At 39.0% G+C, this 20,238-nt stretch carries 18 protein-coding genes; 10 read left to right on the top strand and 8 right to left on the bottom strand.

Annotation, left to right across the window (positions count from 1 at the left end; genetic code table 11):
- The first annotated feature begins 83 nt into the window (after positions 1 to 83).
- Positions 84 to 785 carry a two-component system response regulator ArcA gene (arcA, locus tag H4J75_RS02975; RefSeq protein ID WP_070375514.1) on the top strand — a complete coding sequence of 234 codons (702 nt, stop codon included), beginning with the start codon at positions 84 to 86 and terminating at the stop codon, positions 783 to 785.
- A 76-nt stretch (positions 786 to 861) separates the two neighbouring features.
- On the opposite strand, the gene H4J75_RS02980 is transcribed toward arcA, so the two are convergent.
- The gene (locus H4J75_RS02980) at positions 862 to 1,209 is read right to left on the bottom strand and encodes an Hpt domain-containing protein (protein ID WP_070375513.1); all 348 of its coding nucleotides are present in this window, start codon (positions 1,207 to 1,209) and stop codon (positions 862 to 864) included.
- Positions 1,210 to 1,504: 295 nt separating this feature from the next.
- Between H4J75_RS02980 and folE2 the strand changes: the two genes are divergently transcribed.
- From folE2 to H4J75_RS03010, 6 genes are all read left to right on the top strand, one after another.
- Positions 1,505 to 2,428, top strand: coding sequence for a GTP cyclohydrolase FolE2 (gene folE2 / locus H4J75_RS02985; protein WP_182221306.1), 924 nt, complete (start codon positions 1,505 to 1,507; stop codon positions 2,426 to 2,428).
- A 487-nt stretch (positions 2,429 to 2,915) separates the two neighbouring features.
- Entirely contained in the window at positions 2,916 to 7,376 is a 4,461-nt protein-coding gene (gltB, locus tag H4J75_RS02990) for a glutamate synthase large subunit (protein WP_182214605.1), read from the top strand.
- A gap of 33 nt (positions 7,377 to 7,409) precedes the next feature.
- Positions 7,410 to 8,825 (top strand): FAD-dependent oxidoreductase, encoded by a 1,416-nt coding sequence (locus H4J75_RS02995; protein WP_182214432.1) that lies wholly within the window; start codon positions 7,410 to 7,412, stop codon positions 8,823 to 8,825.
- A gap of 173 nt (positions 8,826 to 8,998) precedes the next feature.
- Positions 8,999 to 9,757, top strand: a complete 759-nt coding sequence (locus H4J75_RS03000; protein ID WP_182221307.1) for an ABC transporter substrate-binding protein — start codon at positions 8,999 to 9,001, stop codon at positions 9,755 to 9,757.
- A 110-nt stretch (positions 9,758 to 9,867) separates the two neighbouring features.
- Complete coding sequence (locus H4J75_RS03005; protein WP_182221308.1) at positions 9,868 to 10,731, top strand: YicC/YloC family endoribonuclease; 864 nt, start codon at positions 9,868 to 9,870, stop codon at positions 10,729 to 10,731.
- A gap of 138 nt (positions 10,732 to 10,869) precedes the next feature.
- The gene (locus H4J75_RS03010; protein WP_182221309.1) at positions 10,870 to 11,535 is read left to right on the top strand and encodes a YceH family protein; all 666 of its coding nucleotides are present in this window, start codon (positions 10,870 to 10,872) and stop codon (positions 11,533 to 11,535) included.
- A gap of 59 nt (positions 11,536 to 11,594) precedes the next feature.
- Here the strand turns inward: H4J75_RS03010 and H4J75_RS03015 are convergent, their stop codons facing one another.
- From H4J75_RS03015 to H4J75_RS03030, 4 genes are all read right to left on the bottom strand, one after another.
- Positions 11,595 to 12,200, bottom strand: a complete 606-nt coding sequence (locus tag H4J75_RS03015; RefSeq protein WP_182221310.1) for an HAD family hydrolase — start codon at positions 12,198 to 12,200, stop codon at positions 11,595 to 11,597.
- Positions 12,201 to 12,438: 238 nt separating this feature from the next.
- Positions 12,439 to 14,148 (bottom strand): GMC family oxidoreductase, encoded by a 1,710-nt coding sequence (locus H4J75_RS03020; protein ID WP_182221311.1) that lies wholly within the window; start codon positions 14,146 to 14,148, stop codon positions 12,439 to 12,441.
- On the bottom strand, positions 14,145 to 14,864 hold the full coding sequence (locus H4J75_RS03025) for a gluconate 2-dehydrogenase subunit 3 family protein (protein WP_182214440.1): 720 nt from the start codon (positions 14,862 to 14,864) through the stop codon (positions 14,145 to 14,147). The genes H4J75_RS03020 and H4J75_RS03025 overlap by 4 nt, the downstream gene beginning before the upstream one ends.
- Positions 14,865 to 14,868: 4 nt before the next feature.
- Complete coding sequence (locus H4J75_RS03030) at positions 14,869 to 15,366, bottom strand: thioredoxin family protein (RefSeq protein WP_083277985.1); 498 nt, start codon at positions 15,364 to 15,366, stop codon at positions 14,869 to 14,871.
- 154 nt (positions 15,367 to 15,520) lie between these two features.
- Here H4J75_RS03030 and rph point away from each other — a divergent pair, with 154 nt between their 5' ends.
- Both rph and pyrE read left to right on the top strand, forming a co-directional pair.
- A complete protein-coding gene (gene rph / locus H4J75_RS03035; RefSeq protein ID WP_070375502.1) occupies positions 15,521 to 16,234 on the top strand; it encodes a ribonuclease PH in 714 nt (237 codons plus the stop codon).
- 26 nt (positions 16,235 to 16,260) lie between these two features.
- Positions 16,261 to 16,914 carry an orotate phosphoribosyltransferase gene (pyrE, locus tag H4J75_RS03040; RefSeq protein WP_182214442.1) on the top strand — a complete coding sequence of 218 codons (654 nt, stop codon included), beginning with the start codon at positions 16,261 to 16,263 and terminating at the stop codon, positions 16,912 to 16,914.
- 139 nt (positions 16,915 to 17,053) lie between these two features.
- On the opposite strand, the gene H4J75_RS03045 is transcribed toward pyrE, so the two are convergent.
- The 3 genes from H4J75_RS03045 to bioH form a co-directional block, all read right to left on the bottom strand.
- A complete protein-coding gene (locus H4J75_RS03045) occupies positions 17,054 to 18,037 on the bottom strand; it encodes a putative metalloprotease CJM1_0395 family protein (RefSeq protein WP_182221312.1) in 984 nt (327 codons plus the stop codon).
- 3 nt (positions 18,038 to 18,040) lie between these two features.
- Positions 18,041 to 18,355 (bottom strand): hypothetical protein, encoded by a 315-nt coding sequence (locus H4J75_RS03050; protein WP_182221313.1) that lies wholly within the window; start codon positions 18,353 to 18,355, stop codon positions 18,041 to 18,043.
- Positions 18,356 to 18,549: 194 nt separating this feature from the next.
- Positions 18,550 to 19,350 (bottom strand): pimeloyl-ACP methyl ester esterase BioH, encoded by an 801-nt coding sequence (gene bioH, locus H4J75_RS03055; protein WP_220465216.1) that lies wholly within the window; start codon positions 19,348 to 19,350, stop codon positions 18,550 to 18,552.
- Between the two features lie 68 nt (positions 19,351 to 19,418).
- On the opposite strand from bioH, the gene H4J75_RS03060 reads away from it, so the two are divergent.
- Positions 19,419 to 20,225, top strand: a complete 807-nt coding sequence (locus tag H4J75_RS03060) for a ComF family protein (protein WP_182221314.1) — start codon at positions 19,419 to 19,421, stop codon at positions 20,223 to 20,225.
- Positions 20,226 to 20,238: the final 13 nt, after the last annotated feature.

Consider the following 20,238-nt stretch of genomic DNA (forward strand, 5'->3'; position numbering starts at 1 on the left):
AACATAGCGTTAATATAATTTTCAGCTATAACTAACATACCGTAAACATTATTGCTAAATACATAAAGAATGGAAAAAAAAACATGCAAAAACCTCACATACTTATCGTAGAAGACGAAGATGTTACACGCTTTAACCTACGTAACTTGTTTGAAGCAGAAGGCTATCAAGTATCAGAGGCTACAGACGGTGAGAGCATGGATACTCAATTACAAAAAAACACCATTAATTTAGTCATCATGGATATTAACCTTCCGGGTAAAAATGGCTTATTATTGGCAAGAGAATTAACCAGCAACAACGAGCTAGGGTTAATATTTCTTACCGGTCGTGATAGTGATATAGATAAGATACTTGGTTTAGAAATTGGTGCTGATGACTATTTAACAAAACCATTTAATCCACGTGAATTAACAATTCGAGCTCGAAACATTCTTAACCGAATTGGTCAGACAAAGAATGAAATTGAAAAAGCAGTGATCACTTTCAATAAATGGTCACTCGATGGTAATTCAAGAAAAATGACCGCACCTGACGGGCAAGTTTTATCTATACCTCGCGGCGAATATCGCGCTCTACGTTTATTAATTGAAAACACGGGCCAAATTGTTACTCGCCAGCAATTGATTAAAGAAATGACCGGGCGTGACCTTCGCTCAAATGACCGTACCGTTGATGTAACGATTAGGCGTTTACGCAAACATTTTGAATCGGTACCTGACGCTGCTGAATTAATTAATACCATTCACGGTGAAGGATATCGTTTTATTGGCTCTGTAGATTAAGCGCGCTTTAACAATAAATAATTAAAAAAGGGGAAGCAATAATTGCTTCCCCTTTTTTAATTGTCTTAAATCATGGTTATTTTGAGTCTAACCATACTTTAAAAGCAGTAACGGCATTTTTATTTATCTCATTCAACTCAGAGATAAAGGCTGATTTTTCTGGCCATTGCCCGGGTAATTTTTCAATTGCCACCAACTTAGCATGAGCGGTTAACAAACCAACACTGCCAGTTGCACCTTTCATTTTATGGCAACGTTCTTGCCATAATACTTGTGACTCTTGTGCAATCGAATCGATAATGTCTTCAATATAGGTCTTTGATTGCTCAATATATAAGTCCAACATCTGTTGCACAATATCTTGTCCTAAGCTATCCAAGTATCCATCTAATAAATTAACATCTAACTGTTCGGTATAATTCACAAAACCTACCTTAAATTATAATTATCGTGGCGTAATTTTCTTCATTGTAACAATATCAACGCCGATGTCATTAAACAAATGCCTTTCATCTAGATTACTTCAAAGTCATTTGAAAAGCATAAAACCATATGAATACAGAGCGTTTCAATAAGTTATCTTGCTCAGTAACTTAAAAAAGAACTGTCGCTATATCTACAAGGAAATATACGTTAGAATACGCGCCCTTAATAAGTTTGTTATGTACTGAAGTTTCAAAAAGCCCTTTACATAGCGTGTTAGAAATACTGGAGTAGAAATGTCCACATTAATGCCTGATATCGCCAACCACACCACAGCTCAAACCGAAGGTACCCTCGATTGGGTTGGAATGAGTAATATAGAAATGCCGATGATGGTTGCTTCGCAAGGTGAGAATGAGCGAATGGTTTCTACTTTTATTGACGCGTTTGTAAACTTAAAAGAACCACAAGCAAAAGGCATTCATATGTCTCGCTTGTATTTACTGCTTGATGAACTTTCAACCAGTAATACTTTAGACTTTCAAAGCTTGGTCACTTTACTCAGTGGTTTTATAAGTAGTCACCACGATCTTAGCGATAATGCTAAAGTGCAGTTCCGCTTCGACTATCATTTAAGAAGAAAATCATTAATTAGTGGTAAGCAAGGCTGGAAAGCATACCCAGTAACATTAACCGGTCGTTTAAATAAAGGTAAACTCGATATAGAGCTAGCAGTTGATGTTAGATATTCATCAACTTGTCCTTGTTCTGCCGCCCTTGCTCGACAGTTAATCCAAAAAGCTTTTAAAGAGAAGTTTAATAGCCAAGAAGCCGATTTAGACTCAATTCATGAGTGGCTGGGTACAACTGAAGGTATTGTTGCTACACCTCATAGTCAACGCTCAGTTGCTGAATTAAAAGTAAAGTTAAATGCCAACATTAGTGAATTCCCTATTACTGCATTAGTCGATATTATTGAAGGCTGTTTAAAGACACCCGTTCAAGCCGCAGTAAAAAGAGAAGATGAACAAGAATTTGCGCTACTGAATGGTCAAAACTTAATGTTTTGTGAAGACGCCGCTCGTCGTTTACAACACGCAATGAATAATACTGCTGGATATGACGACTTTTGGCTACGTATCAACCACCTTGAATCTTTACATGCCCACGATGCGGTAAGTATTACGACTAAAGGCATTGAGGGTGGCTACCAACCCTAAGCTATTGATATTCAATCACAAAAAGTAAGCTAATATTAAAGCCAGTAATTACTGGCTTTTTTATTGATGAATTTTCACCGTATTCTGCACCATCTTATCCATACATCAATGAATAAAAGATGAATAACAGCTAAAATTAGCATATCTCGTCATATCTCGTCATAAAAATAAAAATGTAATTAAATTACAACAAAGTAAACAAAAATCATTCTCAACTCGCTAAAAGCTATTGATAACAGCTTAAAAAATAGGCGATTAAATCAACAAAACCAACCTACACAAGCAATAACCAATAAAAACATATAGTTACACTAATGTACAAAAACTACGAGCAAATACTCTATTTTGATTGACCTTTTATCGATAAGTGTTTAATGTGAAGGGTTCCACCTGAGTGAAAACAGAGTATTTATGCATTATTTGTATAACTTTATTCCTTTAACATGTTCTCTGTGCTCAAGTGGTTATTTCCTGAGGAGAAAATAACATCATGCTTTACGATCACAGCGTTCAAAAAGACAACTGCGGATTCGGCTTAATTGCTCACCAACAAGGTGAAGCAAGTCATAAACTAGTAAAAACGGCAATTCATGCCCTTGATCGCATGCAACATCGTGGCGGTATTGCTGCTGATGGTAAAACAGGTGACGGTTGTGGCTTGTTGATGCAAAAACCTGATACCTTCTTTCGAGCTATTGCCGAAGAAAACAACTGGAAGCTTGGCAAAAAATACGCTGTAGGTATGATTTTCCTCAATCCTGACCCTATTCAAGCCGCTTTAAGTAAAAAGATTCTTGAAGAAGAGTTAGCGCGTGAAACCCTAACACTTATTGGCTGGCGCATAGTGCCTACTGATACTTCTATGCTAGGTGAGACCGCTGTCAATAACATGCCGCAAATAGAGCAGGTTTTTGTTGATGCTCCTCCGGGCTGGAGAAATCGAGATTTAGAACGCCGTTTATTTATGGCACGTCGTCGTGCAGAAAAACGCATTGAAGATAGCGTTTTTTATGTGGCAAGTTTGTCGTGCTTGGTAACTATCTATAAAGGCTTAATGATGCCGGTAGACTTACCTAACTTTTATTTAGACCTTGCTGATATTCGCATGCAAACGGCCATTTGTGTTTTTCATCAACGTTTTTCAACCAATACTTCTCCACAATGGCATTTAGCACAGCCTTTTCGTTATTTGGCTCATAACGGTGAAATTAATACAATTAAAGGTAACCGACAGTGGAGTCGTGCTCGTACCCACATCTTTAAATCACCTTTATTACCCGATCTTCAAGATGCTGCGCCCTTTGTTAATGAAAGTGGTTCTGACTCATCATCACTAGATAACATGCTTGAATTATTCCTTGCTGGCGGTATGGATTTATACCGAGGTATGCGTTTATTAATGCCACCTGCTTGGCAAAATAGTCCGTTAATGGATGAAGACTTAAAAGCGTTTTACGAATTTAATTCTATGCATATGGAACCATGGGACGGCCCAGCCGGCGTTGTGGTTACCAACGGTCGCCATGTTGCCTGTAATTTAGACAGAAACGGCTTGCGTCCTGCTCGTTATGTTATTACTCGTGATGGTTTTATCACCCTTGCCTCTGAAGTAGGTATTTGGGATTACGGTGAAGATGAAGTGGTCGAAAAAGGTCGTGTTGGCCCAGGTGAAATGCTTGCCATTGATACTTACACCGGTAAAATATTCACTTCTACCGATATTGATGAAGAACTAAAAGTTCGCCACCCTTACCGTGAATGGTTGGATAAAAACATCCGTCGTTTAGTGCCCTTTCATCAACTCGATGCCGAACTTATTGGTAAGCGTATTTTTGATGATAAAGGCCTATCGCAATACCATAAAATGTTTAATTACAGTTACGAAGAAATTCATCAAATTGTGAAAACATTGGCTGAAAATGGCATGGAAGCAACGGGTTCTATGGGCGATGACACGCCTATGGCAGTACTTTCAAGCCAACCTCGTACAATTTATGATTATTTCCGCCAGCAATTTGCTCAGGTAACAAATCCCCCCATAGATCCATTACGTGAACGCTATGTTATGTCGCTGGGTACCTGCATTGGTCGTGAACATAATGTTTTTAACGAAACAACAGGCCATGCCGACAGAATTTTGTTTGCAACACCTATCTTAATGTATACCGGATTAAAGCAGCTACGTGAACTTGCCCCTGAGCATTACCGCAGCGACACACTGAACTTAAATTACCGCACAGAAGAAGGTTTAGAAGCGGCTATTATTCGTTTATGTGATGAAGCCGAAACATTAGTTCGTGATAAAAACACCGTTATTTTAATACTTTCAGACCGTCAAATTGATAAAGGGTTTTTACCTATACCTGCAGCGATGGCAGTTGGCGCAGTACAACAACGCTTAGTTGAAACACAATTACGTTGTGACTCAAATATAATTGTTGAAACGGCATCGGCAAGAGATTCACATCACTTTGCTGTGTTACTAGGTTTAGGCGCTACCGCTGTTTATCCTTACCTTGCTTTTGAGACAATTGAGCAATTAGTTGAACAAGGACAAATTGAGTTAACGGCGCGTCAAGCTGTAATGAACTATCGTGATGGCATTAATAAAGGCTTGTTGAAAATATTATCTAAGATGGGTATTTCAACAATCGCCAGCTACCGTTGTGCAGGTTTGTTTGAAGTGATTGGTTTGCATCAAAATATCATGCAAATATGCTTCCCTGATCTACCAAGTCGTATTCAAGGCGCTGATTTTTCAGACATAGAACAAGACAATATTAATCTTGCTCGTAAAGCCTTTTTAGCTCATCAAAAAGTCAATCACGGCGGCTTACTTAAGTATGTACATGGCGGTGAATACCACGCTTATAACCCTGATGTCGTAACTTACTTACAAAAAGCAGTTCAATCTGGCGATTATGCAGATTACCGCCTGTTTGCCGATCAAGTAAATAATCGCCCAGTGGCAACGTTACGTGATTTATTGGGCTTTAAAGAAGATACCCAAGCCATAGATATTAGCAAAGTAGAACCTGATACTGAAATGTTTAAACGCTTTGATAGTGCCGCTATGTCTATTGGTGCATTAAGCCCTGAAGCTCATGAAGCATTGGCAATTGCCATGAATCGTTTAGGCGGTTATTCAAATTCAGGTGAAGGGGGTGAAGACGAACGCCGCTTTGGTACCGTAAAAAATTCACGTATCAAACAAATTGCTTCTGGCCGATTTGGGGTGACACCGCATTACTTAGTTAATGCCGATGTACTACAAATAAAAGTCGCTCAAGGTGCAAAACCCGGCGAAGGTGGTCAATTACCCGGTGATAAGGTTTCACCGTTAATTGCTAAGTTGCGCTTTTCAGTACCCGGTGTGACCTTGATTTCTCCGCCACCACATCATGATATTTATTCAATTGAAGATTTAGCTCAGCTTATTTTCGATTTAAAACAAGTTAACCCTAAAGCGGTTATTTCAGTAAAACTGGTTTCAGGACCTGGTGTTGGCACTATTGCTTCTGGTGTTGCTAAAGCTTACGCCGATTTTATTACCATTTCAGGTTACGACGGCGGTACTGCAGCTAGTCCATTGAGTTCGGTTAAGTATGCCGGTTGCCCATGGGAGTTAGGTTTAGCCGAAGCACACCAGTCATTAGTGACTAACGGTTTGCGTCATAAAGTACGTTTACAAGTTGACGGCGGATTAAAAACTGGTATCGATATTGTTAAAGCGGCAATTTTAGGCGCAGAAAGCTTTGGTTTTGGTACCGCGCCTATGGTCACTCTGGGCTGTAAATTCTTACGTATCTGTCATTTAAATAATTGTGCTACAGGTGTTGCAACACAAGACGATGTTTTACGTGAAAAATTCTTTAAAGGTTTACCTGAGCAAGTAATGAACTACTTTAAGTTTATTGCCCAAGAGGTACGTGAAATTTTAGCCCGTTTAGGAGTCGAAAGCTTAACAGCGATAATTGGTCGAACCGACCTACTCGTTCAATTGACAGGTTTAACAGCTAAGCAGCAAAAATTAGATTTATCACCTATTATTGCGCCTGTTGTAGCAGGTGCTGATACGGCTCTTTATCAAACAGAAGGAAATGAGCCCTTTGACAAAGGCGTATTAAATAAAGAAATATTGGCGGCTTGTACTGATGCTGTTTCGCATAGCGCAGGCGGTGAGTTCCGTTTTTCTATACAAAACACTGATCGTTCTGTCGGTGCATCATTATCGGGTGAAATTGCTCGTCATCATGGTGACCAAGGGATGGCGTCATCTCCTATTAAAATTTATCTTAATGGCACAGCTGGCCAAAGTTTTGGTGTTTGGAATGCCGGTGGCTTAGAAATGACCCTGACCGGTGATGCCAATGATTACGTTGGTAAAGGAATGACTGGCGGTAAGCTAACCATCAAGCCACCTAAAGGTGTTGAGTATTTAAGTCATAAAACCATGATTATGGGTAATACTTGTTTATATGGCGCAACCGGTGGCAGACTTTATGGCTGTGGCCGTGCGGGTGAGCGCTTTGCGGTGCGTAACTCGGGTGCTCATGCTGTAATTGAAGGCACTGGTGATCATGCTTGTGAATACATGACGGGTGGCATAGTGACCATTCTTGGGCAAGTTGGTGTAAACTTTGGTGCCGGTATGACAGGTGGTTTTGCTTATGTGTTTGATGAATCAGGTGATTTAGATGTCCGCTTAAATAGCGAATCTATCGAATTATTACCAATAAGTGATCTGACTATTCATCAAGAACATTTACGCGGTATTATTAACCAACATTTTGATGAAACAGGTAGTGCACGCGCTCAAGAAATATTAGCTGACTTTGATGCTTACGCACCACGATTTAAATTAGTTAAACCTACGGCAACCGATGTTAAAACCTTATTAGGTCATCGTAGTCGTTCATCTGCTGAACTTCGCGTTCAAGCACAGTAGTCGTGTCGAGAATGCGAATTAAGGGAAAACAGTATGAGTAAAAATGTTTATCAGTTTATCGATGTTAAACGCATCGATCCGCCTAAAAAAGCGATTGAACAACGTAAAATAAATTTTGTTGAAATCTATCAGCCATTGAGTACTGACCAAAGTGCTGGCCAAGCAGATCGTTGTTTAGATTGTGGTAATCCTTATTGTGAGTGGCAATGCCCTGTTCACAATTATATTCCACAATGGTTAGAGTTGGTTACCGAAGGTAAGATCTTTGAAGCTGCTGACTTATGTCATCAAACAAATAGCTTACCAGAAATGTGTGGCCGTGTTTGTCCACAAGATAGACTCTGTGAGTCTGCCTGTACATTAAACGAAGATTTTGGTGCTGTTACTATTGGTAATATCGAAAAATATATTACCGACACTGCCTTTGCACAAGGGTGGAAACCTGACTTATCAGACGTAGTAAAAGTGAACAAACGTGTTGCTGTTATTGGTGCTGGCCCTGCAGGTTTATCTTGTGCTGACGTACTAACACGTAATGGTATCGACGCTGTTGTTTACGACAAACATGCTCAAATAGGTGGCTTGCTCACTTTTGGTATTCCATCATTCAAACTAGAAAAAGATGTTATTCAAACGCGTCGTGAAATCTTTGAAGGCATGGGCATTGAATTTAGATTAAATGTCAATGTCGGTGTTGATATTACCATTGATTCATTAAGTGAAGAGTACGACGCGGTATTTTTAGCGCTCGGTACCTACACAGATATGACAGGTGGCTTTGAACACGAAGGCGCTGCTGGTGTTTATACCGCACTCGATTTCTTAATCGGTAATACACAAAACTTAATGAAAATTACTGAAAATGCTAAACCTTTTATTAGTTTTGAAAATAAGAAAGTCATTGTACTCGGTGGTGGTGATACGGCAATGGATTGTGTACGTACCTCAATTCGTCAAAGTGCTACCGAAGTAACCTGTGCTTATCGTCGTGACGAAGCCAATATGCCGGGTTCACCACGTGAGGTTCAAAATGCTAAAGAAGAAGGTGTTAACTTTCAATTTAACATACAACCTCTTGATATTGCTGTTGATAAAGAAGGTAATGCCTGTGGTGTTAAATTTGTAAAAACTCAACTAGGCGCTGCGGATGCGAAAGGCAGAAGAAGCCCTGAACCGATAGCGGGTAGTGAGTTTATTATGGAAGCTGACGCCGTCGTTATTGCTTTTGGTTTCTTACCTAGTCCACCACAATGGATGAAAGATGCCGGCGTTGAAATAGATAAACGTGGTCTGGTGTTAGCCGCTGATAATAGCGAATTTGCATTACAAACCACTAAACAAAATATTTTTGCCGGTGGTGATATGGTGCTAGGTTCAGACCTTGTTGTTACAGCTGTTGATCAGGGCCGCAAAGCAGCAATAGGTATTTTAGACTTTGTGCTAAGTTAACCTATATCTAGCGTTTATTTTAAAAAGCAGCTTAGGCTGCTTTTTTTATGCCTAAATTTAATAATATAACCACCCATTCAAATAAAATGAGCTATATTAATAAAAATAAAAATCTTGGTTAAGGTTTATAAATAGTATTGCTACCGAGTATATTACGGATACTTAAAATATATATGATCAAATTATTTAACAATTATCTCACCATTTTAATAATAACTTTTTTCCTTTTATCGCTACCGTTTAATGGCAAAGCTGAAGTCATTGAAGTTGTTACCGAGCTTCTAGAGCCTTATCAAATTAAAAACCCGGATGGTAGCTTAGGTGGTTTTTCTACCGATGTCGTTGAAGCTTTATTTAAAATAACTGAAGACCATCCTAAGATTCAGGTAATGCCTTGGGCAAGGGCATACGACGTTGCACTTCATAACCCTAATGTTTTAATTTACTCTATTGCACATACAAAGCTTAGAAATAAAAAATTTCATTGGATCGGTGCCCTTAAAGAAGAGCGCTTATATTTTTGGGGATTAAAAAAACATTACCCTAAAACTAACTATAAAGTCTCCGCATTAAAAAACCGTAAGATCGCTGTTTCTAGAAATTCTAATTCAGCACAATATTTAATCGCTCAAGACTTCTCCAATATTTACCAACTTGCTAACGAGCGACAAACCATGAATATGCTATTTATTGATAGAGTTGACCTAATACTTGCCACACAAATCACCATAGAAACCAGAGCTAAAAATCTGGGCTATGATTTTAATGAGTTACAAAGGTTAAACGAAGTAGCCGCTTTAAATAACAAACTCAGTATTGCCTTTAGTCTTAATACGTCACCAACATTGATAAAAAAATACCAAACGGCATTTCAACAACTAGTAACCACAGGTCAACTTGCAAAAATTAAAGAAAAATGGAAATTAGATTAACCCTAGTATAAATAAAAATTCATTCTTTAAGCGTATAAAATATAGTAGCTACCTGATTACGCGTTTGGCATAATTACCTTAATTTTTAGATTCAGTAAACGGATAACAATATGATCCATAGTATGACGGCTTTTTCTCGCTTTGAAGTGAAAGGTGATTGGGGTAATGCAGTTTGGGAAATTCGATCTGTAAATCAACGATTTTTGGAAACTTACTTCCGTTTACCAGAACAATTTCGTAGCATTGAACCGGCATTGCGCGAGCGATTTCGTAAACAATTAAATCGTGGCAAAGTAGAGTGCAGCTTGCGTTTCAATGCTAACCCATCAGCAAAAAACAATTTATCACTTAATAAAGGCTTAGCTGAACAACTGTTACAGCACGCAGGTTGGATAAACGAACAAACACTTAATAGTCAATTAAATCCTTTAGAAATTATGCGCTGGCCTGGTGTCATGGAAGCTGAAGAAGCCGATATGACCAACATTCAAAAAGAAATTTTGGAAGGATTTGAACAAGCGCTAAAAGACTTTATTGATGCTCGGGCAAGTGAGGGAGAAAACTTAAAAGTATTAATTGAACAACGCCTTGAAGGTATTGTTGAGCAGTCAGACAAAGTAAAAGCATATATGCCTGAAATCATTGCATGGCAGCGTAAGCGGATCACCGATAAATTCACCGACGCCAAAATTGAGCTTGATTCAAGCCGAGTTGAACAAGAGCTAGTGTTACTTGCGCAAAAAATGGATGTTGACGAAGAAATTGATCGCCTATTTAGCCATGTAAAAGAGACAAGAAGCATCCTAACAAAAGGTGGTGCACAAGGTCGTCGCCTAGATTTTATGATGCAAGAATTTAATCGTGAAGCGAATACCTTAGGATCTAAATCGATTAATGTTGATATCACCAATGCAGCTGTCGAACTAAAAGTACTTATCGAGCAAATGCGAGAGCAGATCGCAAATATAGAATAAGCATTAAGTAGGTTTGATTCTTTTAAAAGCCATAGCAAACTATGGCTTTTTTTATGGCTGATAAAACAACTTAACATAGTAAATATAGACATAGCTTGGTATAACATCAGCAAAGACTTTTGTCAGGAAACTTTAAAAATGATCACACTATCCGCCAACCAATGCCGCATTATTGGTGTAATGCTTGAGAAAGAAATCACAACACCTGAGCAATATCCACTCTCATTAAATGGTATTACCCTAGGCTGTAATCAAAAAAGTAACCGTGAGCCGGTAACGAATTTTTCTGAAAGTGATGTGCAAAACTTAGTCGATGAATTGGTAGAAATGAATCAATTAATGGTAGATAGAAAAGCTTCGGTAAGGGTAAATAAATATTTTCATCGTTTTTGTGATACTGAGTTTGGTCATTTAAAATTTACACGCCAGCAAAAAGCCGTTATTTGTGTGTTATTACTAAGAGGGCCGCAAACCCCAGGAGAGTTAAGAACTCGTACCAATCGTTTAGCTGACTTTACCGATGTCAGTGAAGTTGAAACGACTTTGCATCAATTGCAAAATTTAAACAGTAAGATATTAGTCAAAAAGCTAGCGCGAGAGCCTGGCAAACGTGATTCTCGCTACGTTCATTTACTTTCTGATACCCATGAAAATCAATTAGCTGATACTAACATTGTCGATATAGACGATAGTTCATCTGAAAATCAGCCTTGTCTGGAGCAAAGAGTAGCAGATCTAGAAAGGCAAGTTACCGTATTGAGCGAACAAGTATCATGCCTAACAGCATTACTTGAAAATAAGTAATTAACGATTTAATGTGCATGAAAGTCTGCAGTAAAGAACATACACTGCAGATAATTCCATTATGCATGTTCTACAATCGATACTTGCTTAATTGTCTCGCTTAATTCATTAAGGTCGAGAACGACAACATCTGCCAAATTTTCATAGCTTGCTGTTATACCATAATTGATAAGACAAGACATGGTGTTAGCATTTCGCGCCGCTTGCAAATCATATAAATAATCACCAACATACAATAAGTTTTCAGGGGCTATCTGCCAAAGCTCAGCTAAATGTAGTAACGCATCAGGGGCTGGTTTAGCTTTGTGATCTTCTCGAGTCAGTAATATCTCAATATTGATATTATTGTTTTTTACTTTTATCGCCGCTGCTTGTCGACAATTTCTGGTAACAATCGCACAAGGTAGAGACAACTCAGCTAATAAAGTTAAAATTTGGTCGGTTCCCGCCAACTTATTTGCTGTCATAGCATCATTTATTTCATATTCTACTATCACCTCATGAGCTTCAACTTGATGATGTTCTGGTAAAGCATCAATAAAATCTAATAAATCGATGCCTTTTGGACACCCCAAGGAAGCTCTTATACTGTCAAAATCTAAAGATGAAGAGACCAAGGTGTTGTCGAGATCAAATATCACCCCTAATGGTTTATGTGCTAACAATACTGTATTACTCCTCGTTATCGGACAAACGAATTAAGTGTAATAATAACATTCGCTTTGATTAGCAATTTATTACACCAAGTTATAATTAAACTGTGCAGTAATACGTGGCTATAGCGAATTCAGATCAGACTCGTCGATTAGCCTTAGAAAATTGATGTCTCGTTAGAACCTAATCAATAAACTGTTGTGAGGGAATGCTTTTATCTCCTCACAACACTCCCCCCACTAGCAATGGCTAAATGATAGACTCTTGCCAACGGTGTTTAATATGCTCTGCAACTCGAAATGCATTGGCATAAATGGTAAACGTGTAGGGAACACTACCGCCTGTGGGCATAAATGAGCCATCGGTAACATATAAATTATTGACTTCATGGGCTTGACAGTATTTATTCAATACCGATGTTTTGGGGTCATTACCGAACCGGCAACCTCCTGCCATTAAGTTTGTTGGCGGGTAGCTGCTAACAGAGCTAGTAATATTTTTTGCGCCCATACTTTCCAGCAACTTCTTGCCTTTCTCCGCTAGATACTCTCCAACCACCCTATCATGTTGGTGTGCACCAATTCTTACCTTGGCGACTGCTTGCCCCCATTTATCAGTGACTTCTGGGTCTAAACTAACAAAACAATCGTCGGTGGGTAACCAGTCATTAAAGACTTCAAAACGTAAGGTTTTATAAGTGGTAAATTCTTCTTTTAAGTTTTTCTGTAATTGCTCGCCCCACACTAACTCATTTGCATCATTGAATTGTTGCCCTTGTGCACGAGCAATAGGGTTTTGATAAAAGAGAAAGTCTATGGTGCCGCCTTTCGCTTGACCTTGTAGATTAGCACCAGAGAAGCTTTTATCGTCAATTTGATACCAGTCTTGTAAAGCACGATTTATAAAAGGGCCAACTTGCTTTAATTGAGCTTGCTTTTGCGTTGTTAAATCAGCAAATAAAAAGTCCCCTTTACCTGTACCTCCACCACTAAACACTAAATTTTTACCCACTTGTCCGCTATTGTTCGCAAGCCCTTGTGGGAATTTTTTCCCTTTGGAAGCCAGCAATAAACGTGATGTTTCAACCGCTTGACAAGCAACAACATAAATTTTTGCTGTGGCTTTTTGTTCTCGACCTTGTGAGTCGTAATAATGGATGGCAGATATTTTACCTTCATCATCACTCGCTATATGATAAACCTTAGCATTCGCTTTAATGGTTAAATTTCCCGTTGCCACGGCATGGTTTAACAAAGCAGCTCGACCACTACCTTTGGCACCGGTTGAACAACCATAGCTACTACAATACCCTGAATACTCGCAGCTTTTTCGTCCCATGGCTGGAGTCGATAAGATGGCACGAGGTACTGGCATTGAGTGATAGCCAATATTTTTTGCTGCTTTGTCAATCCAGTCTGATACTTGATGATCAACTAATGGCGGGTATGGAAAATCGGTTGAGCGTGGTTCTTGATGAGGGTGTGAAACAACTTTCCCCGAGACACCAACATCTCGTTCTACTTGTGCATAAAAAGGTTCAAGCTCGTGGTAACTGATCGGCCAATCGACAATATTAGCGCCTTCAATATCACCAAAGGTTGACTTTAACTTAAAATCTACCGGCTTTAATCGATGAAAATAACCGCTCATAAAGTTAGATGAACCACCGACAACATTACCGTTCCAGAAGCTCCAGCCCGACTCACTTGTTGGCTCGCCTTGCCAATAGTTTTCTCCGTCAGCGGTTTGATATTCTTCTTCAATAACATGCTGTTCATCAGCCAGTTTGGGATTATAAGAATCACGTAAACTAATCGCTAATTCATCTTTGAAAAATTCTTTCTCGGTTAACCACGGACCTTTTTCCAGTATTAATACTTTAGCGCCAGCTTTCGCTAATGTATAAGCGACAGGTGAGGCCCCTGCACCACTACCAACTATGCAAATATCAAAACTCATGCTTTGTTACTTCCTTTAACTGTCGACCACTTTTTATTTGCTAATAAGTCTTTTGATTGAATAATGTTGTTGGCACTTTTGTCGCTGGTCACCGAACGTTTGGGTAACTCGAAATAACGTTGACCCGCTTCAGGTAATGGAAAGCCCGCTTGATGCTCTAGCCATTGCCAACCAGTACCTTTTGGATTACCGCCATAAGCAGGTGGCGATAACATAGCTTCAAAAATATAACCCAGTAGATTATTGAGCCAGTTTTCGCCCGCTCTCGAGCCACTGATCCCTCGTAACATAGTTTCTTTTTCGACTTTGCTTAACTCAGTAAAGTTTTTTTGTAATTGGTTTTGTGTATAACCATTTAACCAACCGACACCTTTAAAAATAAAGTCAATTTCACTTTTTTCAGTGGGTTGCTGATAAACAACGTTATATAAATAAATAACGACTTGTAACTCTTTGGCGCTTGGACCACTACTTGATTCTGGTAAGAGATGATCAAGCACGGCATTCAAGGTTAACCAAGGCTCTGCCTGCAAAGTCTCAAACACTTTATCTTTTTCATGTTGACTGAACGCTACCGCAGGAAGTGCAGAGATTGCCGTTGCTCCCGCCGCTGATTTTAATAATTTACGACGAGAAAACTTATGCGATAACCAAGATGGTGTTTGATAATTTTTATCAAAGAAGCTGTTGATTTTATTTAATGCTGTACCTGACATTGATTTATCCTTTTGTCTCACTGCTTTGCCATTTATTAAGAAAGGCTAACCACTGCTCTTTAGAATATTGTTCACCAACGAGTAATTCGGCAGTATCTTTTGATAAAAGCATTTTACCGCTACTTGTTGATACGTACATATGAGGATAGCCTAAAACGGGTGGTAACGATTTCATAAACGCTTCATTTTCATTACTGTCACTGACGCTTATTTTTAACAAGACAAACTCACTATGGAGCTTCTGATAAACCTCAGGGTTTTCAGCCAAAAAAACATCCATTTTTTTACACCAACTGCACCAGTTGCCACCAATTTCAATTAGCACATTACGCTGAGTTTTTTGAGCTAGCTTTATTGCCGCATTCGCATCTTTAAAGGGATCACTTTTTTCATCATAGACTTTACTGTATTTAGGTAAATCATCAGCGTTAATGGCTGAGGCGGGTGTTATTAACAAAAAAGAAGCGAAAGTAACAAGCATTAACACAACAAAGCTTTTCATAAGTAGGCTCAATATAAATTAGGATATTGTAAAGTACTGCTAACTAGACCCTAATTAGATTAACTATATTTCAAATTGTTTTCACGTGATTATGTCAAATTTGTTGCTGAACGATTATAATGCGCAACAATTATTTCACCATAGGTATATTAACATGCGTCCAAGCGGCAGAACTCCAGGTCAAATACGTCCTGTAACCATTACTCGTCAATTTACTACTCATGCTGAAGGTTCAGTATTAATTGAATTTGGCGACACCAAAGTTATTTGTACTGCCTCAGTAGAAGTCGGTGTACCACGTTTTTTAAAAGGACAAGGTAAAGGTTGGATCACAGCAGAGTATGGCATGTTACCTCGCTCTACCCACACCCGTATGCGCAGAGAAGCAGCTAACGGCAAACAAAGTGGTCGTACGTTGGAAATATCTCGTTTAATCGCTCGTGCATTGCGCGCAGCTGTCGATTTGAAAGCCCTAGGTGAAAATACCATTAGCGTCGATTGCGATGTTATACAAGCTGATGGCGGTACACGTACTGCTTCCATTACCGGTGCTTGTGTCGCATTAGTCGATGCTTTAAATTATATGCGCGCTAAAGATATTATTAAAACTAATCCATTAAAGCATATGATAGCAGCAGTTTCTGTTGGTATTTATAAAGGTGAAGCCGTTTCGGATCTTGATTACCCAGAAGATTCTGCTGCCGATACCGATATGAATGTCGTTATGACAGACACAGGTAAATTGATTGAAATTCAAGGCACAGCAGAAGAAGCGCCGTTTAGTTTTGATGAAATGCACAATATGCTAGCGTTAGCAAAAGACAGTATTAACGAATTATTTGATTTACAAAAGTTAGCCCTTAGCTAAATACTCTGATTAAAGTGGGAATAAAGATGAAAGATTATCAACGTGAATTTATTGAATTTGCTCTAGCGAAAGAAGTACTTCGCTTTGGTGAATTCACTTTGAAGTCAGGCCGTACAAGTCCATACTTTTTTAATGCGGGTTTATTTAATACCGGCGGTGATTTAGCACGCTTAGGTCGTTTTTACGCACAAGCACTCGTTGATTCTACTATCGCGTTTGATTTGCTTTTCGGTCCAGCTTATAAGGGCATACCAATTGCAACCACCACTGCAGTAGCATTAGCTGATCATCACGGTATGGACATGCCTTATTGTTTTAACCGTAAGGAAGCAAAAACTCACGGTGAAGGTGGCAGCTTAGTTGGCTCTCCTTTACAAGGTAAGATAATGTTAGTGGACGACGTTATTACTGCCGGCACTGCTATTCGTGAATCAATGGAAATTATTAAAGCCCATGGCGCTCAATTGTCAGGTGTATTAATTGCTCTTGACCGCCAAGAAAAAGGCCAAGGTGAATTATCTGCTATTCAAGAAGTTGAACGTGACTTTGGTACAGAAGTTATCGCCATTGTTACCCTAGCTGACGTGGTTACTTACCTTGAAGAGAACCTTGCTTTGCAACCTGCATTAGCGACAAGTTTAGCGAGTATTAATAAATACCGTGAGAATTACGGTATTTAGCTGACAATCATTAATATCACTTTAGCTTAATGATACAAGCACAATAAAAAGCCTCATTATTTATTAATAATGAGGCTTTTTCTTTATAGCGCAATAACTTAAGAGGTTTAGGCTTAAGAGGTTTTAGGCTTAAGAGGTTTTAGGCCGTTAATTGGAAATGAAAACTGGGTTCTTTTTCATAAGCTTGAGTAATGCCAGCATAGAGGCTTTCAATTCTTAAAGCTCGCTCATCAACAGAACTATCACGGTTAGCTATAATTTCGTCCTGAGACGCTAACGTGCGATTAACTAGTGTATCAAAATCTTCTGTTTCTTGATTTTCTTCTGCTGAAAAGACATCACGAGACTTACCTTGGACGGTTACATTTTTTGCTTCACTGGTGTCTGCTGAACTAATCGCGGCCAGCTCTGTTTGCGCTTGTAAAATAGCTCGCGACGCTGAAGCTGCAACACGGGTGTCTTGAATTGATGGATCGGCAGGTGCTAGTGCGGCGGCATAGACCTTTTGCATCTTCGTTATGGTTGCTCTTGGATCGCCATTAACCGTAGAAAGGTCTACTGAAACTTCACCACCAACAGCATATTTCTTTCCGTCTGGACCCATTTCAAAAGTATATGAAGGTGAGCCCGTTGATGCGCCACCGACAGAAGCATGTGCCAATTCATGAGCACGTACTTCTTGATCTCTTAGTTGTAGCTCATTAATAATTCTTTGTTCGGTAAAAGCTTCTCGACTGTTAGGAGCCGGTTTGTCATCAGGGGAGCTTGCTGAATTTTGACCATTTTCACTATCATCTTCAATAGCATTTTCGTTTGCTAGAAAAGTCTCAGCTGCAGATTGTTGCTCTGATGAACCACTCTCGCGATTACTATCACCGCTAATCGTTTTTGTTGCTGATTCCGCTTGCTTGCGGATGCTTTCAAAATCAAAGTTTTCATTATTCTGTGCAGGGGTTCTGCCTCTTTCTCTGTCAGAAGCTACCCCTTTTTCTGCTGCAGACTGGTTTGAGGCCGCTGGTTTTGCAATAACTTCGCGGATATTATTTTCACGACGCAAGCTATCCGTTTGCGGATTAACCGCAGTAGGAATAGACAGAGTAGGCGTTTGCGGCGTGATGTTCATCGGTTATGCTCGAACGTCTAATAGCGTGCCTAAAGTTTCATCAGCTGTTTGAATAACATCGGCGGACGCTTTCGCTTGAAATTCTGCAACTTTTAAATCGACAACGGCTTTGGTAAGGTCTGGTAATTCTGCTGAACTAGCATTCTTACTAGCTGTATCTGGGCTAGGTGCATTATCAGTATTGTTTTCTTGGCCAATACCAAAATCTTCAGGACTAACAGCTAAGTTAGCCGCAATATCTGCTGCAGCTTCTGTTACATCGCCTTGCGCTTTTTGAAAGCCTTGTAGACCACTTGCTAATGCTGATTGTATTTCCATAACAAACTCCTCTATACCTATTAACAGAATAACAATGTACAAATAAGTAAATACTAAATTTACAGACTTAATTTACATATTTAATTTAAATACTTAGCTTAAGTAATCGGCTTAAGTACTCAATTTTTGCTATTTAACCCTGCAACATCTTTGTTCAATTATCATACAATACGACTAAAAAGTAAAGGATCGATTTATCGATAAGTACCTTCAACTAAAGGGGCTAGCCAAGTCGTTAGTGTTTCGATAAACGCCTCCGGGTGAGAAATAAAAGGTGCATGTGATGCCTGCTCAAAAATAACAACATCACTGTTAGGTGATAATGCAGTAATAGCTGTAATTGCCTTGCGCGGCACTAAGCCGTCAAGCTTTCCGTATAACCGCAAGTAGGGTATCGATATTTGGGCGAGACTTTCGCGCTGATCAACGGTTGTCAATAATTGCAGCGACTCATCTAAAGTTGATTTGGTTGGCATTGGAAACTGCATAACGAGTTCTCGTAGCAATTTAATATCATGACGTAAATGAGGGCTGCCCATCGCCTGAACTTTTAAAAAGTTATTAATCGTCTTGGCGGTATCTTCTGCTAGTTGTCGATGAAATATCGCTAAAACATCTGGCTTAATGCCAAACCAGTTCTCTTGCTCAACAAAACAAGGCGAGCTAGCGACCGTGATTAATGCTTTCACTTGCTTTGGAAAATTTAATGCTATTTCACTGGCAATCAAACCACCTAACGACCAACCTATATATACCGCAGGTTTTGCTACAGATTGCGCTATTAATGATGCAACTTCAGCTAAAGTATAAGGAGATATTGAGTGTTCTAAATTGGCACCAAAACCAGGTAAATCGACAGTGATCACTTCAAAGTGCTCTTTTAATACCTCGACACTCGGTTGCCAAACGCCTGAGTTTAATCCCCAGCCATGAATAAAAACTAGCGGAAGTCCGCACCCTTGACTCGATATTTTTAAAGTTTCTGCCATGCTCATAATAGAGGGTATTACCGTTAATTTTTATTACACGAAGTTAACGACAGTTTACTTAAAGAAGGTATTAAATGGAATTTAACCACGTAAAATTTATTCAATATTTAAAACAAAAATCATTTAACTTTATTGATCGTTTAAAGTTGTTTAAAACACAATTAAGTTGTTGTGACTTATGTGGTGGTCGCTGTCAAAGCCAAGCGCTTATTTGTGATTTTTGCTTGGCTGATTTACCACTTTTTGATTTAAAAAAATTACACGGTGATTTATTAACCTGGCCAGCGATAAATACTATATTACCTAAAAGAATTTTTGATCAGTTAATCTCAGTATCAGCTTACCAATGGCCCATAGACTTATGGGTCAGGCAACTAAAGTATCACGGCCGTTTTGAATTAGTCCCTTTACTGAGTGTTTTATTATTTAAACAATGGAAAAACGCCTTACCGTATGAAAATAAACCTTATACGCATTGTCCCCATCAACCCTTACTATTGTCCGTACCAATACACATGAAAAAATGGCAAACGCGAGGCTTTAATCAAGCGCATTTATTGGCAGAAGATTTTGCCCGCCTTGCACAAATGCCCTATTGTCCAGATGCATTGCAGCGTATTAGTCACGATAAAAGCCAAGCGGGTCAAACCGGTGTTATTCGCCGTAAAAATTTACGCCATGCCTTTAAACTGTCAAGCGAATATTTAGTCAATAAAAGCGATCAACAATCACGTTTACCTGAACACGTATTGCTCCTTGATGATGTGGTAACAACAGGCTCAACGTGTAATGAAATTTGTCGTTTATTGAAAGCTAATGGCGTTAAAAAAGTTACCGTATTAAGCCTTTGTTTATCTTTACCTAATAACAAAATTCAATAAAAGTTAACTTATA

Source organism: Colwellia sp. BRX10-1 (genome assembly GCF_014077545.1).
In the GTDB taxonomy this organism is placed as follows: domain Bacteria; phylum Pseudomonadota; class Gammaproteobacteria; order Enterobacterales; family Alteromonadaceae; genus Colwellia_A.

Excerpts from the sequence above, each read along its gene's own strand:
- H4J75_RS03020 (WP_182221311.1), bottom strand. The coding sequence starts at position 14,148 with ATGAGTTTTGATATTTGCATAGTTGGTAGTGGTGCAGGGGCCTCACCT.
- arcA (WP_070375514.1), top strand. The coding sequence starts at position 84 with ATGCAAAAACCTCACATACTTATCGTAGAAGACGAAGATGTTACACGC.
- pyrE (WP_182214442.1), top strand. The coding sequence starts at position 16,261 with ATGAAAGATTATCAACGTGAATTTATTGAATTTGCTCTAGCGAAAGAA.
- H4J75_RS03030 (WP_083277985.1), bottom strand. The coding sequence starts at position 15,366 with ATGAAAAGCTTTGTTGTGTTAATGCTTGTTACTTTCGCTTCTTTTTTG.
- bioH (WP_220465216.1), bottom strand. The coding sequence starts at position 19,350 with ATGAGCATGGCAGAAACTTTAAAAATATCGAGTCAAGGGTGCGGACTT.
- H4J75_RS03025 (WP_182214440.1), bottom strand. The coding sequence starts at position 14,864 with ATGTCAGGTACAGCATTAAATAAAATCAACAGCTTCTTTGATAAAAAT.
- rph (WP_070375502.1), top strand. The coding sequence starts at position 15,521 with ATGCGTCCAAGCGGCAGAACTCCAGGTCAAATACGTCCTGTAACCATT.
- H4J75_RS03060 (WP_182221314.1), top strand. The coding sequence starts at position 19,419 with ATGGAATTTAACCACGTAAAATTTATTCAATATTTAAAACAAAAATCA.
- H4J75_RS03010 (WP_182221309.1), top strand. The coding sequence starts at position 10,870 with ATGATCACACTATCCGCCAACCAATGCCGCATTATTGGTGTAATGCTT.
- H4J75_RS03050 (WP_182221313.1), bottom strand. The coding sequence starts at position 18,355 with ATGGAAATACAATCAGCATTAGCAAGTGGTCTACAAGGCTTTCAAAAA.
- H4J75_RS03005 (WP_182221308.1), top strand. The coding sequence starts at position 9,868 with ATGATCCATAGTATGACGGCTTTTTCTCGCTTTGAAGTGAAAGGTGAT.
- H4J75_RS03000 (WP_182221307.1), top strand. The coding sequence starts at position 8,999 with ATGATCAAATTATTTAACAATTATCTCACCATTTTAATAATAACTTTT.
- H4J75_RS02995 (WP_182214432.1), top strand. The coding sequence starts at position 7,410 with ATGAGTAAAAATGTTTATCAGTTTATCGATGTTAAACGCATCGATCCG.
- H4J75_RS03045 (WP_182221312.1), bottom strand. The coding sequence starts at position 18,037 with ATGAACATCACGCCGCAAACGCCTACTCTGTCTATTCCTACTGCGGTT.
- folE2 (WP_182221306.1), top strand. The coding sequence starts at position 1,505 with ATGTCCACATTAATGCCTGATATCGCCAACCACACCACAGCTCAAACC.